Origin of the sequence: Streptomyces sp. Tue6028 (assembly GCF_002300165.1) — a bacterium.
GTDB lineage: Bacteria > Actinomycetota > Actinomycetes > Streptomycetales > Streptomycetaceae > Streptomyces > Streptomyces siamensis.
Window position 1 is genome coordinate 98,122 of record NZ_MLCE01000015.1, and the last position, 16,776, is coordinate 114,897.

12 protein-coding genes and 2 tRNA genes are annotated in these 16,776 nt (G+C 71.7%); 5 read left to right on the plus strand and 9 right to left on the minus strand.

What is annotated here, in order from left to right:
* Positions 1-133 precede the first annotated feature (133 nt).
* Together BKI49_RS13815 and BKI49_RS13820 are read left to right on the plus strand one after the other, a co-directional pair.
* Positions 134-892, plus strand: coding sequence for an IclR family transcriptional regulator (locus BKI49_RS13815; protein ID WP_095934560.1), 759 nt, complete (start codon positions 134-136; stop codon positions 890-892).
* Positions 893-978: 86 nt separating this feature from the next.
* A tRNA-Lys gene (locus tag BKI49_RS13820) sits at positions 979-1,052 on the plus strand.
* Between the two features lie 69 nt (positions 1,053-1,121).
* Here BKI49_RS13820 and BKI49_RS13825 read toward each other — a convergent pair.
* From BKI49_RS13825 to BKI49_RS13865, 9 genes are all read right to left on the minus strand, one after another.
* The gene (locus BKI49_RS13825; protein WP_095934561.1) at positions 1,122-2,411 is read right to left on the minus strand and encodes a M18 family aminopeptidase; all 1,290 of its coding nucleotides are present in this window, start codon (positions 2,409-2,411) and stop codon (positions 1,122-1,124) included.
* A 227-nt stretch (positions 2,412-2,638) separates the two neighbouring features.
* Positions 2,639-3,928, minus strand: coding sequence for an MFS transporter (locus BKI49_RS13830; protein WP_257004781.1), 1,290 nt, complete (start codon positions 3,926-3,928; stop codon positions 2,639-2,641).
* Between the two features lie 318 nt (positions 3,929-4,246).
* Positions 4,247-4,891 (minus strand): response regulator, encoded by a 645-nt coding sequence (locus BKI49_RS13835; RefSeq protein ID WP_095934563.1) that lies wholly within the window; start codon positions 4,889-4,891, stop codon positions 4,247-4,249.
* On the minus strand, positions 4,885-6,108 hold the full coding sequence (locus tag BKI49_RS13840; protein WP_095934564.1) for a sensor histidine kinase: 1,224 nt from the start codon (positions 6,106-6,108) through the stop codon (positions 4,885-4,887). The genes BKI49_RS13835 and BKI49_RS13840 overlap by 7 nt, the downstream gene beginning before the upstream one ends.
* A 71-nt stretch (positions 6,109-6,179) precedes the next feature.
* Positions 6,180-7,838, minus strand: coding sequence for a long-chain-fatty-acid--CoA ligase (locus tag BKI49_RS13845; RefSeq protein WP_095934565.1), 1,659 nt, complete (start codon positions 7,836-7,838; stop codon positions 6,180-6,182).
* 68 nt (positions 7,839-7,906) lie between these two features.
* Positions 7,907-8,371, minus strand: coding sequence for a DUF3592 domain-containing protein (locus BKI49_RS13850; protein ID WP_095934566.1), 465 nt, complete (start codon positions 8,369-8,371; stop codon positions 7,907-7,909).
* Between the two features lie 145 nt (positions 8,372-8,516).
* Positions 8,517-9,155 carry a lytic polysaccharide monooxygenase auxiliary activity family 9 protein gene (locus tag BKI49_RS13855; protein ID WP_179332440.1) on the minus strand — a complete coding sequence of 213 codons (639 nt, stop codon included), beginning with the start codon at positions 9,153-9,155 and terminating at the stop codon, positions 8,517-8,519.
* 209 nt (positions 9,156-9,364) lie between these two features.
* A complete protein-coding gene (locus tag BKI49_RS13860; RefSeq protein ID WP_095934567.1) occupies positions 9,365-10,552 on the minus strand; it encodes an SPFH domain-containing protein in 1,188 nt (395 codons plus the stop codon).
* Positions 10,553-10,679: 127 nt separating this feature from the next.
* Positions 10,680-12,050 (minus strand): peptidoglycan-binding protein, encoded by a 1,371-nt coding sequence (locus BKI49_RS13865; RefSeq protein WP_095934568.1) that lies wholly within the window; start codon positions 12,048-12,050, stop codon positions 10,680-10,682.
* A gap of 317 nt (positions 12,051-12,367) precedes the next feature.
* On the opposite strand from BKI49_RS13865, the gene BKI49_RS13870 reads away from it, so the two are divergent.
* The 3 genes from BKI49_RS13870 to BKI49_RS13880 all read left to right on the plus strand — a co-directional run bounded on the left by BKI49_RS13870 (position 12,368) and on the right by BKI49_RS13880 (position 16,728).
* Positions 12,368-12,441, plus strand: a tRNA-Lys gene (locus tag BKI49_RS13870).
* 406 nt (positions 12,442-12,847) lie between these two features.
* Positions 12,848-14,794: a glycosyltransferase family 2 protein gene (locus BKI49_RS13875; RefSeq protein ID WP_095934569.1), complete on the plus strand. Its 1,947-nt coding sequence runs from the start codon at positions 12,848-12,850 to the stop codon at positions 14,792-14,794.
* Positions 14,791-16,728, plus strand: a complete 1,938-nt coding sequence (locus tag BKI49_RS13880) for a radical copper oxidase GlxA (protein WP_095934570.1) — start codon at positions 14,791-14,793, stop codon at positions 16,726-16,728. The genes BKI49_RS13875 and BKI49_RS13880 overlap by 4 nt, the downstream gene beginning before the upstream one ends.
* The last annotated feature ends 48 nt before the right edge of the window (positions 16,729-16,776 follow it).

Genomic DNA, 16,776 nt, shown 5'->3' on the forward strand with positions numbered 1-16,776 from the left:
GGAGCCTCCGGGTACGACATCAATCTCGTCAACGGACGCTCACAGCCCGCTCTTTGACGGTTATCGTGGAGTGAGCCCGGCCGTCCGGGCTGTGTCGTTTTTGAGCCGGGCCCATGAAGCGCAGGGGGAAACCGTGGCGCTGAAGAACGAGCCGACCGCGCCGTACCACTCGGCCCAGGACGCCCTGCGCGTCCTGGAGACGGTGGCACGGCACTCCGCCGGTGTCACCGACGCCGACCTCGCCCGCCAGACCCGCCTCGGCACCGAACGCCTGACCGCACTCCTGCGGATGCTGCGCCGGGAGGGGTACGTCGAGCAGATCGCCGACGGCGCGTACGTCACCGGTGCGTCGCTCAGCCGTCTCGGCTCGGCCCAGCAGCGTGACCGGGCCCTGCGCGAGAAGCTCCAGCGCACCCTCGACCGGCTGCGGGACTCGGTGGGCGCGGCGATCTACATCAGCCGCTACATCGACGGCGAGGTGCACGTCACCCAGTACGCCGACAGCCCCGCGGCACCGGCGGTCAACGAATGGGTCGACTTCCGCTCCTCCGCCCATGCCAGCGCGGTCGGCAAGAGCCTGCTCGGTCAGCTCGACCACAACGGCCGGCGCGACCATCTGGCCCGCCACAAGATGGCCCGCCTCACCTCGCGGACCATCACCAACGAGCGGCTGCTGCTGTCCCGCCTGGAGGCGCAGGCGCCGACCGTGCCCGTCCTCGATCTCCAGGAGTACGCGGTCGGCACGGTCTGCGCGGCCGTGCCCATCACGGCCGGCTCCTCCGTCGGCTGCCTCGCGCTGTCGCTGCCGGTGGAGCACGCGCACCGGCTCCGGCAGGCCGCGGACACGCTGAACCGCGGCGCGGCACCGGTCCTGCTCTCCCTGGCGATCTAGGGCTCGGACGGGTGGTCGGGAGCACCCCTTCGGACCAGGTAGTATTTCTTTTGTCGCCGACCGCGAGAGCGGGAGGCGGGAGTCATGCGCCGCTAGCTCAGTTGGTTAGAGCAGCTGACTCTTAATCAGCGGGTCCGGGGTTCGAGTCCCTGGCGGCGCACATCGGTGAAGGCCCTCCACGCGAGTGGGGGGCCTTCACGCATGTCCCGGTCCTACCGTGCGCCGGCCCTCACCGCGACGTCACGAACTCCGTCAGCGCCCGGGCCAGCAGCCCCGGGTCCCGCGCCCCGCACAGCTCACGCGCCGAGTGCATCGACAGACCCGGCACGCCCACGTCCACCGTGGCGACCCCGAGGCGGGCCGCGGTGATCGGGCCGATCGACGTGCCGCACGGCATGACGTTGTTCGAGACGAACGGCTGCCACGGCACGTCGGCCCGTTCGCAGGCCGCGGCGAAGGCGGCGACTCCGGCGCCGTCGGTGGCGTACCGCTGGTTGGCGTTGACCTTGACCACAGGTCCGGCGTTGGGCAGCGGCCGGTGGTCCGGGTCGTGGCGTTCGGGATAGTTCGGGTGGACGGCGTGGGACATGTCCGCGGAGACGCAGAACGCGCCCGCGAGGGCCCGGCTGACGTCCTCCCCGCTGCCGCCCCGCGCGGCGACGCCCCGGCCCAGCACCCGCTCCAGAAGAGGGCCCTGGGCACCCGACTCGGAGCCGCTGCCGACCTCCTCGTGGTCGAAGGCGGCGAGCACGGGGACGTACGCGGGCGGCCGGGAGGTGGCGGCGGCGACCAAGGCGGTGACGCCGGCGTGGACCGAGATCAGGTTGTCCAGGCGCGGCGAGACGATGAACTCCTCGTCCATGCCCAGGTAGCCCGGCGGCTGGAGGTCGTGCAGCATCAGGTCCCAGCCGAGGACCTCGGCGACGTCGGCGTCGGCTTCGGCGGCGATCCGGCCGAGCAGCGCGCCCGGTGCGACGTCGCCGAGCCCCCACAGCGGGGTCATGTGGCGCTGCCGGTCCAGTGCGAGGCCCTCGTTGACGTTGCGGTCGAGGTGGATCGCCAGCTGCGGCACGCGCAGCAGCGGCTTGTCGACGCGGACGAGTCGGGTCGATCCGTCCCGCAGTGCCAGCCGGCCCGAGACCCCCAGGTCGCGGTCGAGCCAGGTGTTCAGCGGCACGCCGCCGTAGATCTCCACGGCGATCTGCCGCCAGCCCGCGGCGCCGGTGTCGGGCGCGGGCTTGACCCGCAGGTTCGGCGAGTCGGTGTGGGCGCCGATGATCCGGAACGGGGTGCGGGCCGGCGCGCCCGCGGGGACGTACCAGGCGATCAGCGCCCCTCCCCGTACGACGTATCTGCCGCCTTCGGCACCGGCCGTCCAGTCGTCCGTCTCGCGCAGCTCCGCGAAGCCCGCCTTCTCCAGGCGCTGCGCGGCGCTCGCGACCGCGTGGTACGGCGAGGGGCAGGCCGAGACGAAGGAGAGCAGGTCGTCGCTGTGACTGCGGTCATGCGTGGGGGACATGGGTGCCTTCCGGGTGCTGTCGAGGGTCGAGGTGGTGCGGCAGCGGGGCGCCGGGCCGGGTGCACGGGCCGGCCGGTACGGCGGTCCGGTCGTCGGGGATCTCCTGAACGTCGTGTGTGTGCGGATGGTGTCCGGTGACGGGAAGGACGCACGGCGGGGCCCGGGCGATGAGTCGGGGCCCGCGCCGCGGACGGCATGGTGGTGTCCGGCCGTGTCCGGCCGGCGGGTCAGCGCCCGGGCACCCCGGCGTCGTCCCGGCGTTCGCTGTACGCACTGGGCGCCCCCTCCGCGTCGGCTCCTCGGACGGCGTACAACCGCAGCAGGTAGATGCCCGCGACCACGACGGCGACCCCGTGGGACCAGGCCACGACGGTGAGCGCCGAGAACCGTTCGAGGGCCGCGGACACGGCGATCATGCCGAGTCCGAAGCCGAGGTTCTCGACGGTGGCCGAGAGACCGAAGGCATGGCCGCGCAGTGTCTCCGGCAGGGTCTGGAGGTGCGAGGTGTAGGACACCTCGGTGAGCCCGTCCGCGGCGCCGGCCACCAGCGCGACCCCGATCGTCACGGCCATGGGGAACCCGGCGAAACCGAGGATGAACGCGGAGGACATCACCGTGGTGCCCAGGCCGAAGCCGAGCGCTCCGACGGACCGGCCGGTACGCCGGGCCCAGCGCTGGATCACCTGCTGCGCCAGGACGTTGCCCAGTGCCCAGAACAGCCAGAAGCGGCTGACGAACGCGGCCGGGTCGTCGGGGTCCAGCGCGCTCGAATAGACGGGCAGGGCGGCGTTGTGCGACGAGGAACCCAGCGCGTCGACACCGCGCAGCAGGACCATCAGCCCCAGTGCGGGCACGGTCGTCAGGGCCGTCGCCGCACCGAACACGCCCTTACCGCGCCGGTGTTCGCGGCCCGGCGACTTCTCGGCGGCGGACCGGGCGCCCTTCGTCGTGTCCCGTTCCGGCGCCGGCAGCCATCCCACCGCGGCGGCACAGACCAGGAAGCTGGCCGCGTCCACCAGGAAGGCCGCGGTGAATCCCAGCCACGGCACCACGACGCCGGACGAGGCGAAGCCCGCCACCATGGCCAGTGAACGGCCGCCGACCATCAGCGAGTTGGCCCAGCTGCGCCGGTCCGCGCCGACCAGGTCCGGGACGGAGCTGCGCAGCGCGACCATGAAGACGGTGCCGCACGCGCCGACCGCCGCGGACACCGCGAACAGCACGCCGGTGCGCGGTCCGCCGCCCGGCGTCACGACCAGCAGGAGCATGACAAGCGCTTGGGTGACGGTGGACCACAGCATCACGGGCTTGACCGCGTACCGGGCCAGCAACCGGCCCGCGACCGTCCCGGCCAGGAACCCCGCCCCGAGCCGGACCGCCATGAACAGACCCATGGCGAGCGCGCTGCCGGTGGTGGCGTAGACGAACAGGTTGAGCGCCACCATGTTGAGGAAGGTGCCGTACGAGGAGACGGAGTACCCGGCGACCAGGACGCGGTAGCGCCCGTCGCCCGTCACCGGCAACACGCCACGAGCCGCCCCCGCACGGGGCGGACCGCGAGCCGTGCCCGGAGGCGGTGCGTAGCGAGCGGCACCCGGGAGGAGAGCGTCCCGGTCCGGAGCGGCAGGCTCCGACGCCCCCGCACCGCGGCGGCATGAACGGCTTCGACGTCCGTGACCCGGATCAGGCGACGCATGTCCCCCCTCTTCCCTCGACTCCTCCGCACAGGTGTACGGGTGCATACTCCCCCCGAGGAGCGGTGGGAACTCCTCTCCCGCACACCCCTTCGAGACCGGGTCCGGCCGCGGGGACGGGGACCGGGACCGGGACCGGGGCTAGCCGCGCAGATAGGCGAGTACGGCGAGCACGCGCCGGTGGGTGTCCTGCGCCGGGGGCAGATCCAGCTTTCCCAGGATGTTCCCGATGTGCTTGCCGACGGCCGCCTCGGTGACGACCAGCTCCCGGGCGATCGCGCTGTTGGACCTGCCTTCGGCGACCAGCCCGAGCACCTCGCGTTCGCGCGGGGTCAGCGCCTCCAGCGGATCACGTCTGCGGCGCAGCAACTGCCGTACGACTTCCGGGTCCACGACCGTCCCGCCCGCGCCGACCCGCTCCACCGCCTCGGCGAACTGCTCGACCTGCCCGACACGGTCCTTGAGGAGGTAGCCGACGCCGGTGCCGTCCCCGGTGCCGAGGAGTTCGGCGGCGTAGGCCCGCTGGACGTACTGGCTGAGGACCAGGACCGGCAGGCGGGGGTCCGCGGCGCGCAGGGCGAGGGCCTCGCGCAGCCCCTCGTCCTGGAATCCGGGCGGCATCCGTACGTCGGTGAGGACGAGGTCGGGCGAATGCGCCGCCACCGCGTCCCGCAGCGCCCGCGCGTCCCCGACGGCCGCCACCACCTCGTGCCCGAAGCGGCCCAGGAGCCCCACCAGCCCCTCCCGCAGCAGCACGCTGTCCTCGGCGAGCACCACTCTCAGCAAGGGATCTCCATGTGCAGCACGGTGGGCCCACCGGACGGGCTGTCGACGGTCAGTGTGCCATCGAGAACGGCGAGCCGGTCCGTGAGTCCGGTGAGGCCGGTGCCGGCCCGGGCGTCGGCGCCACCGCACCCGTCGTCGCGCACCTCGATCCGCAGCCGGCCCTCCCCCGGCCGTCCTCGCGCGTACCGTCCGCTGATCCACACCCGCCGCGCACGGCTGTGCCTTCCCACGTTGGCGAGCGCCTCGCGCACCGCGAAGTACGCGGCCGACTCGACGGGTTCGGCGAGCCGCGGCAGCTCCACGTCCAGCTCGACCGGCACGGCGGAGCGGTCGGCGGCGTCGGCTATGGCGTCCCCGAGCCCGTAGTCGGCGAGCACCTGCGGATGGATACCGTGGATCAACTCCCGTAGCTCTCCCAGTGCTTGATCGGCGTCACGGTGCGCGGCCGCGAGCCGCTGCGCCAGCTCGGGCGGCGCGTCCAGGCGGGCCAGGCCCAGCTGCATGCTCAGCGCCACCAGGCGCTGCTGCGCGCCGTCGTGCAGGTCCCTTTCGATGCGCCGCCGTTCGGCCTCGAAGGCGGCCACCAGGCGGGCCCGGGACCGGGTCACCTCGGCGAGTTGCCGCTCGGTCTCGCGGGGTGCCAGCAGCAGCCGGGCCACGGCGGCGCGGGCGCGGGCGTACCGTGCGAGCGGCCACAGCAGGGCGAGCAGGAGGACGGTTCCGCCCGCCGCGCACAGGCACGCCTGACCGTAGGAGTCGATCAGCCAGAGCTTGGCGACGCGGGTCTCGTCGCCGGCGAGGGCGAGCTGTGCCGGCGCCCCGATCATGGCGCCGGGTATCCCGGCCGCTCCCGTCAGCACCAGCAGGTCCAGCGGCCACAGCACCGCCGCGAGCAGCACCGCGTACCCGAGTTCGCGCCAGGTCGCCCGCTCGGTGAACCGGAGCCCGGCCCAGGCGGCGAGGCCCGGCACGTCCGGGGTGCGGTGCGGGGCCGGCACCGGGGCCGGGTCGACCAGCCGCAGCCGCCACCGCTCCATGGCCCCCACCGGCACGCCGGCCAGCGCGAGGAGCGCGAGCAGCGGAAGCCCGACGAGCAGCGGGGTCAGTGCCGCGCCCGCGACCGCGAGCACGAGCAGCCCCACGAGGAGCGGGGCGCCGACGAGCACACCGGTGACGAGGTATCCGGCCGCACGCCACGGCCCGGCTCTGCTGATCATGCGGTCACGGTAGGCGGCTGCGGGCGCCCCGGACCATATGCGCAGCGGGTGTCCCCGGGGTGGGGCCGGCCCTACCTCGCGAGCAGTTCCTCGCGTCCCCGGGCCCGGTACTGGGCGAGCAGCGTGTCGACGTCGGCCGTCTCCAGCGGCCGGTAGGCCGGCTCGCCCGGGGGCCGCCACCACACCGGGTCCGGGCAGCGGAAGCCCTCCCGTCGCAGACCCACCCGGTGGATCTTGCTGGTGGCGGTGACGGGCATCCGCTCCACGATCCGCAGGAAGCGGGGGGCCATCTTGGTCCCCAGGTCCGGCTGGGAGAGCAGGAACTCGCCGAAGGACAGCGGGTCGAAGGCGGCCCCGGACCGCAGGGCCAGCGCCGCCATCACCTGGTCCCCGGCCACCGGGTCGGGCACCGCGTACACCGCCACGGCGGCGGCGTCGGCGTACCGGGAGAGGATGTTCTCGATCACCGCGGCGGCGAGGTTCTCGCTGTCGACGCGCAGCCGGTCGTCGGTGCGTCCGGCGAAGTAGAGGAAGCCGTCGGCGTCGCGATAGAAGAGGTCGCCTGTCCAGTACCAGCCGTCGCGGCGGCGTGCGGCATCGGCGTCCGGATTGCGCCAGTAGCCCTCGAAGGGGTTGGGTCCGCGATTGACCAACTCCCCTATCGCCTCGGTGCCGTTGAGCAGCCGGCCGTCGCCGGTGAGGACGGCGGGCGGGCACTCCTGCCGGGTGCCGGGGTCGACCACCGCGAGGTCGTCGCCGGGTGCCGCCCGTCCGATCGCGCCGGGCGGTGTGCCGGGGGCGCGCTGGATGGCCGCGCCGCCCTCCGAGGAGCCGTACCCCTCCACCAGCCGCACCCCGAAGCGCTCCTCGAAGGCGGCGGCGTCCACCGCGCCGGCCTCCGTGCCGAAGCCGGTCCGCAGCGGGTTGTCCCGGTCGTCCGGGCGGGCGGGCGTGGCCAGCAGGTACTGGACGGCGCGGCCCACATAGGTGAAGTACGTGGCCCCGCAGGCGCGTACGTCGGTGAGGAACCCGGAGGCGGAGAAGCGGCGCCGCAGCGCGACGGTCGCGCCCGCCGCGAGCGCGGGCGCCCAGTCGGCGATCACCGCGTTGCCGTGGAACATCGGCATGCAGATGTAGTGCGTGTCGTCCGGGCGCACCCCGAAGTGGTCCACGAGCGACTGCCCGGCGGCGGCGAGCCTGCCCTGGGTGCAGATCGCGGCCTTGGGGGCGCCGGTCGAGCCGGAGGTGAAGTAGAGCAGGAGGCGGTCGTCGGCACGGGCGGTGCCGGTGTCGGGCACGGCGTCCGCGTAGGGCTCCAGGAGGCCGGCGTAGGCGTCCGTGTCGGTCACCAGGACGCGTACCCCGGGCAGGCGCAGGCCGTCGAGCAGCGGCAGTTGGGCCCGCTCGGTGACCAGTACCCGGCACTCGGTGTGCAGGATGTCGCGGGCCAGTTCGGGGCCCCGCCGGGTCGGGTTGATTCCGGCGACGGCGGCGCCGGCGAGGGCTGCCGCGCTCAGCCACAGCGGGTACTCGGGCGTGTTGTCGAGCAGCACGCCGAGGTGCGGTTCGGCGCCGGGCGGCAGCAGGTCGGCGAGGAGCGCGGCCCGGGCGGCGGCGCCCGAGGCCACCTGGTGGTGGCTCAGGAACCGGCCCTCGAACCACAGTCCCGGCCGGTGGTCGTCCCACCGTTCCCGCACGAGCTCCGCGACGGTCCGCTTCATCGACCCCATGGGTGCGCACCATAATTGACGCACCGTCAGATGAGGAGAGGCGTGACGCCGTCGCCCGGGCGGCGGCCTCAGAATCCGCCGAGGGCGTCGTTCGCCGCGAAGACCTCGTGGTACGTGACCATGAAGCCGATGCAGAAGGCGATGATCACGCCGAAGAAGACCAGGAAGCCGACGGTGCCGGCGGCGGCCCTGCCCGGGTGCGGCGCCCGGGCCGTGGCCTTCTCGGGGCGTCCGGCCGCGTAGTGCACGGTGACGATGTCGCCCTCGACGACGGTGGACGGGCCGCCCGCCTCGTCGAAGCGGACCGCGCGTCCCTCGCGCGTCGTGTACTCGTAGACGTGGTGCAGCGTCGTGGTGACCGAGGTGCCGCCCCCGCCGCTGGTGGTCGTGTACGAGCGCAGGCAGCGCGCCTCGGCGGTCAGTCCGCTGCTCCAGGCGCTCCTCAGCTCCAGCGAGCGGCGGACCACCTTGACGGCCATGAGCATCGTCACGGCCATGATCAGTGCAGGTATGGCGTAGAACAGCGCGTCCATCTCGTTCCCCCGGTGTCCGGTGCGGTTCCCCGCACGCCGCCGCGGTCCGTCGGCGTGCGGGGAACATACCCTCCGGGGAAGGAGGGGCAGCTCAAGGAAGCCTCAGAATGCGGGCGTCGCGCGAGCCGCCCCGGGGCGGGCCGGACTAGAACGTGACGTCCGCGCACGAGTAGAACGCGTTCGCCGTGTCGTTGATCGTCCACACGCCGAGGATGATGTGGTGCCCGCTCTTGCCGCCCGGCAGCGTGCCGGTGTGCGAGAACGTGGACGGGGGGCGCTGTCCGTTGTAGGGAACGGTCAGGAACGGCGTGGTCTCCAGGTCCGCGCGGGTCAGCGCGTGGTTCTGGTTCCAGCCGTTCTTGGTGATGAAGTACTTGAAGTCGGTCGTGGCGTGCATCGCGGTGAACTGCCAGCGGAAGCCGTAGCTCTGACCCGCGGTCACCTTCGTCGTCGGCCAGGCCGTGCCCGCGGGGGTCTTGGGCTGGTCCAGCTGACTGAAGTTGGTGTGGTTCGCGGAACAGATCCGGCCGTCGGCCGGACCGGCGGCCGGGAAGCCCTTCGGGCCCTCGACACTCTGGGGCTCCCACTGGATGTCACCGCAGTTGGCGACGCTGCCGCCGTTCGCGGCGCACATCTTCTGCCGGCTGAGGGGCTGGTCGGTGTAGCCGTGGGCGTCGGCGCCGCCGGTCGAGAGCACGAAGGTGCCCGCGGTGGCGAGGCCGAGCACGGCCGCGTACAGCTTGGCTTTCCTGGTGGTACGGATCTCGGTCGTCCGTATGCGCATGCTGCCGCTCCTGGAGGACGTGGGGGAGGTTCTCGGTGAGCTGTGCGCGCGATTTTCAGGTCTAGACCAAGTCCCAGATTATTGCCGTTAGTTGAACATGTCCATACCAATCGCGAAGCTCTCCGCCACGCGCGCCGGGGCCCGGCCGTGGCGCCGCCTCCCGCGGCCCGGCCGCACGGGACCCCGTACGGCCGGGCCCGACCGCACGCCTACGAGGAGGCCTCCCTGCGCCCGGTGTAGAAGGCCACCGTCAGGTCCTTCACCAACGCCTTGCGTTCGTAGTCGTCGAGCTCCACGAGCCCCCGCATGGTCAGCCGGGTCACCGTGTCCTCGACCGAGTCGACGACGGAGCTCAGCACGGTGTCGCGGTGCTGGGCGTCCAGGGCGGCGACGCGGCGGCGCTGCATCACGGCCGCGACCTCGGGCGCGTAGTCGATCCGGATCGGCTGCACCGAGAACACCTCCAGGCCCACCGGCGCCGTGTCGGCGGCCACCGGCCGGGTCAGCGCCTCACCGACCGCGTCCGTGTTGCGCAGGGTCACGTCCTTCACGACGGCGGGCGGCAGTTCCGCCGGAAGCTGCGACAGCAGCCGGGTGAGCGCCGCCTCCACACACGCCCGCAGATACTCCTCGTGGTCCTCGATGCCGAGCGTGGCCCGCGCGGTGTCCTTGACCCGCCAGACGACGAGCACCACCACGCGCAGCGCGACCCCGTTCGCGTCGACCACCGACATCGGCTCGCTGCGCCAGTGCCGCAGCCGCACGTCCACCCGACGGCGCAGCACCAGCGGGTTGATCCACATCAGTCCGGTGCGCCGGACCGTGCCGCGGTAGCGCCCGAACAGCCCGAGCACCCAGGCCCGTCCGGTCCGGCCGCGGGCGAGCCCCCCGAAGCCGAACAGGCCGAGCGCACCGGCCCCCGCATACGCCGCCCACTGCGCGGGCCCGAGTCCGGCGCCCGCGACGGCCGGCAGCTCCAGCGCCCCGGTCACGGACGGCGGCAGCGCACCCGACCACCACGAGGTGAACACGCACCCGGCTGCCCCGCAGGCCCCGGCCAGCACCCCCGCAACCCCGGGCAGCACCCGGGCGGGCCGCTCCACCAGCTCGGGCTCGACCTCCGGCACCGGGCGGGGCGCCCGCCCGGGAACGGGCCGTCTGACCCTCGGCTGTTCACCGGTGCCGCGCCTGCGGCCCACGACGGCGGGCGCGAGCGGCACGGAGACGGGCTCCGGGTCGTCCCGGAAGAGCAGGTGGACGGGGATCTCGGTCGTCACCTCGTTCTGGATGAGGCGCGCGGACCGGGGACCGCCGGCGCCCTCCGCGGTCGCATCGGACCCGGAGGCCGGGGAGGACGCCCCCTCCGACTCCGGGGTGTGTGACGTCGTCGTGCTCATAGCTGCCTCCATGCCTCCGCGCCTGGAAGTTTCGTGAGAACCCGGGACGGGCCCGGGAATCGCCGGGCCGTGACGGATGGAACCGACGGACGGACGGACCAGATGTTCACGAGGCCCCGGGACATGCTCAGGAGAAGAGCCGCCGCCACGTCTCCGGCCCCGGATAGCCGTCCGCGGCGCCGCCGCGCCAGCCCTGGGACCGCTGGAACGCCTCCACGTTGCGCCGGTCCGCCTCACCCCAGCGCGGACCGGGCCCCGAGGTGTAGTTCTTGCCGAACCCCTTTATGACCAGCTGCCGCCCGAGCCGGGTGACATGGGCGTTGTCGGCCCCGGGCCGGAACATGCCGCGCCCCGGATAGCCGGGCACGCCGTGCGAGGATCCGCCCGGCGTCCGGCCGCCGTCCTGTCCGGTGCCCTCCTTGCCGCCGGAGGACCCCGTGGACCCCGAACCCCCCGCCGCCGCACCGGGGATGTCCTTGCCCTTGCTTCCCACCAGGTACGACCAGGTCTGCGGCCCCGGCAGTCCGTCCGCGTCCGCCCCGGTCCAGCCCTGCGCCCGCTGGAACGCCCGGGTGGCCCGCCGGTCCGCGTCCGACCAGCGCGGCCCCGGCCCCGAGGCGTAGAAGCGGGCCGCACCCCGGTCGACGAGGAGGCGGCCCAACTGGGTGACATAGGCGTTGTCCGCGCCGGGTCCGAAGTACGCCGAGCCCGGATGGCGTGCCGTCGCGGTGCCCGGGGAGGACGCGCCCGCACCGGTCGTGGTCTCCGCGAGCCCCTTGTACCGGTAGGCCAGATAGCCGGTGGAGTGCGTCCAGTAGGCGTACGGCGTGGACTGCTTGCGGGCGTGCGGGCGGGTCTGCTCGTAGGCGATGTAATAGGTGTGCGTGTAGTCGGTCCAGCCGCCGAACAGGACGACGTGCGAGCCGTTCTGCGGGTCGGCGGGATTGTGGAACAGCAGGATGTCGCCGGGCTGGAGCTGGTCGCGGGAGACGCGCACCCCGAAACCCGCGAGGCTGCCCGTCCATTCGTTGCCGGGCAGGTTCCAGGCCATCGAGACGAAGCCGGAGCAGTCCTGCCGGTATCCGTCCGACCAGTACGCGCTCATGCTGTACGGAACCTGACCGGAGACCCAGGCCTTCGCCCGGTTGATGATCGCGGCCCGGGTGGTCGTGGGCACCGCGGCCCCGGGCCTGGCCGGTTTCGCGGGTCTGCCCGCCGGGCCGTGCAGCGGAGCCCGGCCGCCCTGCGGGGTACCGGGCTCGTCACCCGCGGGGGCGCCCGGCCGTGCGGGTCCGTGCGCGACCGCGAGCGCCGGCACCGGCTGGCCGGTGCCGAGGACGGTGCCCGCCGCGGCGGCCAGGACGAGCGCCCTGCGTGCCGCCGGATGGCCCACGGGTCCGGGCAGCGCGGAAGCGGGCATCACACGCCGCCAGTGCACGCATCCGGGGCAGTCGCAGTCGCTCGCGGGATCGATCTCCTCGAACACCGGAGCATCCATGCGACTCCCCTCACACTCCCCGTCAAATTGTCCGCATTTCTGCACATTCGCCAGTCTGGCAACTGTGCCCCGGTGTCGCATGTTGACGGTCCGAATGATGTACGCCACCCGGGCCCCCGCCTCACCCGGAGCCGGCCGCGGCCGCCGGAACCCGACCCCCCTCGCCCGGCGCCGACCGCTCCCGCCCGGACCGCCGACCGCTCCCGCCCGGACGCCTCCGCGCGCACCCCGGCCCGCCCCCTTGCCCACCCTCCGGCCCGGGCGGTCCGGCGGTCCGGAGCACCCTCCCGGGTCGGGTAGAGTTCTGCCGTCAGCAGGCGCCGCTAGCTCAGTTGGTTAGAGCAGCTGACTCTTAATCAGCGGGTCCGGGGTTCGAGTCCCTGGCGGCGCACCGACCGACGGGCCCTCTCGCCACCGCGAGGGGGCCCTTCGTCGTACGCCACATCACCCTCGCCGTCGTACACGTGTCCCAATGAGCGCGTATGACCGGTTAACACATCGTTTCGCATCTTGCGATCATGATGAACGGCGTAGAACCCTGGGCTTCAAGGGACTGTCGATACATGACAGTTGGGGGCAGGGCCGGTTGCGGGCATGGGGGGTTGGGGGCCCCGTTCATGAACGGATGCCGAGGGGGGCATCATGCAACCGGAAGGTCGTCGTTCCATGTCTATAGGGTGTGGAAGATGTGGTGACTGCGGCCTGCCAGTGATGCGTCCGGAAAGGTCGAGGGGGACCTGAGCGGGCGCCAAGAACCGACGAACACGCACTTGACCGTGCGTGCGGGGGGATGACTCATGACGTCGACGCCGACGGGCGCCCGGCAGAATTTCGACCCGTCCGAGACGACCCAGCTCCGTGTGCCGTCGCACCGGACGGGCGGCTTCCGGAGAATCAAGAAGTCGCTTCCGAGATACGACTACGAGCACTACAGCCGGCTTGCGGGGCCCCTCACTCAGCCGGACCCGGGCAAGCCCTACAAGGTGCAGTACCGCTCGCTGCTGTCGCAGGAGCCGCACCGCATACGGGCGGCCCTCATGCTGGGCGCGGCGCCGCTGCTCTCTCTGGTCCTGCTCGGCTGGCTGCTCCAGCCCGAGCACTGGACCGAACGCGACTACCCGGCCTACGACTTCCTGCCCGCGCTCGACATCGTCATGCTGGTCTCGATCGGTCTGATCGAGTTCTTCCGCTGCATGAACGTGCTGTCGAACGCGCACGCCACCCTGGTCGCCCGCGACCCGATCCCGGTGGTGCCCGAGACGGGCACCAGAGTCGCCTTCCTCACCTCCTTCGTGCCCGGCAAGGAGCCCCTCGCCATGGTGACGAAGACCCTGGAGGCGGCGGTCAAGCTGCGCCACCGGGGTCTGATGCACGTCTGGCTCCTCGATGAGGGCGACGACCCCGAGGTGAAGGAGGTGTGCGCGCGTCTGGGCGTGCACCACTTCTCCCGCAAGGGTGTCTCGAAGTGGAACCGGGCCAAGGGCCCGCACCGCGCCAAGACCAAGCACGGCAACTACAACGCCTGGCTCGAGGCGCACGGCGACGACTACGACTACTTCGCCTCGGTCGACACCGACCACGTGCCGCTGCCCAACTACCTGGAGCGGATGCTCGGCTTCTTCCGCGACCCGGACGTCGGCTTCGTCATCGGCCCGCAGGTGTACGGCAACTACGACGCGTTCGTCACCAAGGCCGCCGAGTCCCAGCAGTTCCTCTTCCACGCCCTCATCCAGCGCGCCGGCAACTTCTACGGCGCCCCGATGTTCGTGGGCACCTCGAACGCCGTACGCATCAAGGCGCTGAAGCAGATCGGCGGCCTGTACGACTCGATCACCGAGGACATGGCGACCGGCTTCGAGATCCACCGCGCGAAGAACCCCGCCACCGGCCGGAAGTGGAAGTCGGTCTACACGCCGGACGTGCTCGCCGTCGGCGAGGGGCCGAACGCCTGGACGGACTTCTTCACCCAGCAGCTGCGCTGGTCCCGGGGCACCTACGAGACGATCCTCAAGCAGTACTGGAAGGGCTTCTTCTCCATGCCTCCGGGCAAGCTCTTCAACTACACGATGATGATCATCTTCTACCCGATGTCGGCGCTGAACTGGATCCTCGCGGCACTGAGCTGCGCCCTCTTCCTGGGCCTGGGCGCCTCCGGCGTGAACATCGACCCGACGGTCTGGCTGATGCTCTACGGCAACGCGTCCGCGCTGCAGATCGGCCTGTACATCTGGAACCGGCGCCACAACGTCTCCCCGCACGAGCCCGAGGGTTCCGGCGGTGTCGCGGGCATGGTGATGTCGGCACTGTCCGCGCCGATCTACGCCCGCTCGCTGATGGACGCCGTGCTGCGCCGCAAGAGCAAGTTCGTGGTGACGCCCAAGGGCGATTCGGCCAGCCCCGACACGCTGTTCGGGACCTTCCGGATCCACCTGTTCTTCATCCTGGTCTTCGCCGGCTCGATCACCGCCGGCTTCGTGCTCGGGCACTCCCACCCCGCGATGATCACCTGGGCCACCTTCGCCCTGCTGATCACCGCCTCGCCGATCTTCGCCTGGCGCTGGACCATGCGCCAGGAGCGGAAGAAGCCGCCGACGCCGCCCGAGGCCGCCACCGTCCCGCCGCAGGCCTCCGTGCCGCAGCAGGAGCAGCACGCCCCGCACGCGCCGCAGCAGCGGCCCACCTGGGCCTCGGCCGGGGGCAACGACCAGACCATGCAGATCGCCCTTGGGGGACGTAAGAAATGAAAGACGGTGCCCGCCGCCGCCGTGCCCGCCGCCTCGGCATAACCGGGGTGGTGGTGCTCGCTCTGGCCGGGATGAACGGGCCCTGGCTGTATCGCTTCGGGACGGACAAGTACCACCAGTACACGATCAACAAGCCCGAGTACAAAGCCGACAACGGCCACTGGGACATCGTCCAGTTCCCCAAGGAGTACCGGCAGAACACCATCCACGCCGCCCTGCTGCACACCGGCAAGGTCCTGCTCGTCGCGGGCTCGGGCAACAACCAGGACAACTTCGACGCGAAGAAGTTCGACACGCGGATCTGGGACCCGGTCAAGGGCACCATCAAGAAGATCCCCACGCCGAGCGACCTGTTCTGCACGGGCCACACCCAGCTGTCCAACGGCAACCTGCTGATCGCGGGCGGCACCAAGCGGTACGAGAAGCTGAAGGGTGACGTCACCAAGGCCGGCGGCCTGATGATCGTGCACAACGAGAACCCGGACAAGCCGATCACCCTGCCCGCGGGCACCAAGTTCACCGGCAAGAAGAACGGCAAGACGTTCGTCTCCAAGGACCCGGTGCTCGTACCGCGCGCCAAGAAGGTCTTCGACCCGGCGACCGGCGTGTTCCTGCGCAACGACCCGGGCCTCGGCCGCATCTACGTCGAGGCGCAGCGCAGCGGCCAGAAGCACGAGACCGGCACCCAGGACAACTATCGCGTCCAGGGCCTGACGGGCACCGACGCCCGCAACACGTACGGCATCGCGCAGAAACTCGCCCTGGACAAGAAGGACTTCCAGGGGATCAGGGAGGCCTACGAGTTCGATCCGGTCGCCGAGAAGTACATCAAGGTCGACCCGATGAACGAGGCCCGCTGGTACCCGACGCTGACCACCCTGTCCGACGGCAAGGTGCTCAGCCTGTCCGGTCTCGACGAGATCGGACAGCTGGTCCCGGGCAAGAACGAGGTGTTCGACCCCAAGACCAAGAAGTGGACCTACACCAAGGGCATCCGGCAGTTCCCGACCTATCCGGCGATCTCCCTGATGCAGAACGGCAAGCTCTTCTACTCGGGCTCGAACGCCGGGTACGGCCCCGACGACGTGGGCCGCGAGCCCGGTGTCTGGGACGTGGAGACCAACAAGTTCACCAAGCTCAAGGGCCTGAGCGACGCGAACATGATGGAGACCTCGGGCACGGTGCTGCTGCCGCCCGCCCAGGACGAGAAGTACATGGTGATCGGCGGCGGCGGGGTCGGCGAGTCCCAGCTGTCCAGCAAGAAGACCCGGCTCATCGACCTCAAGGACAAGAACCCGAGGTTCGTGGACGGCCCCGAGCTGGAGAAGGGCACCCGCTACCCGCAGTCCTCGATCCTGCCCGACGACACCGTGCTGGTGTCCGGCGGCTCCGAGGACTACCGCGGGCGCGGTGACTCCAACATCCTGCAGGCGCGGATCTACGACCCGAAGTCGAACACCTTCGACCGGGTGGCCGACCCGCTGGTGGGCCGCAACTACCACTCGGGCTCGCTCCTGCTGCCCGACGGCCGCGTGATGTTCTTCGGGTCCGACTCGCTCTACGCCGACAAGGCCGACACCAAGCCGGGCGTGTTCGAGCAGCGCATCGAGATCTACACCCCGCCGTACCTGTACCGGGACTCGCGGCCCTCGCTCTCGGGCGGACCGAAGACGATCGCGCGCGGCGGCTCGGCCACGTTCTCCTCGCAGCACACGTCGTCGATCAAGACGGCCCGGCTGATCCGGCCGAGCGCCTCCACGCACGTCACCGACGTCGACCAGCGGTCCATCGCGCTGGACTTCACGAAGACGAAGGACGGCATCACGGTGACGGTTCCCAAGAGCCGGAACCTCGTGGAATCCGGCTGGTACATGCTGTTCGTGACGGACGACCAGGGAACGCCGAGCAAGGCCCAGTGGGTCAGGGTGCCCTGATCCCGGCCGCCCGGCACCGGGTGCGCCTCGCCCCGGAGGGCGAGGACC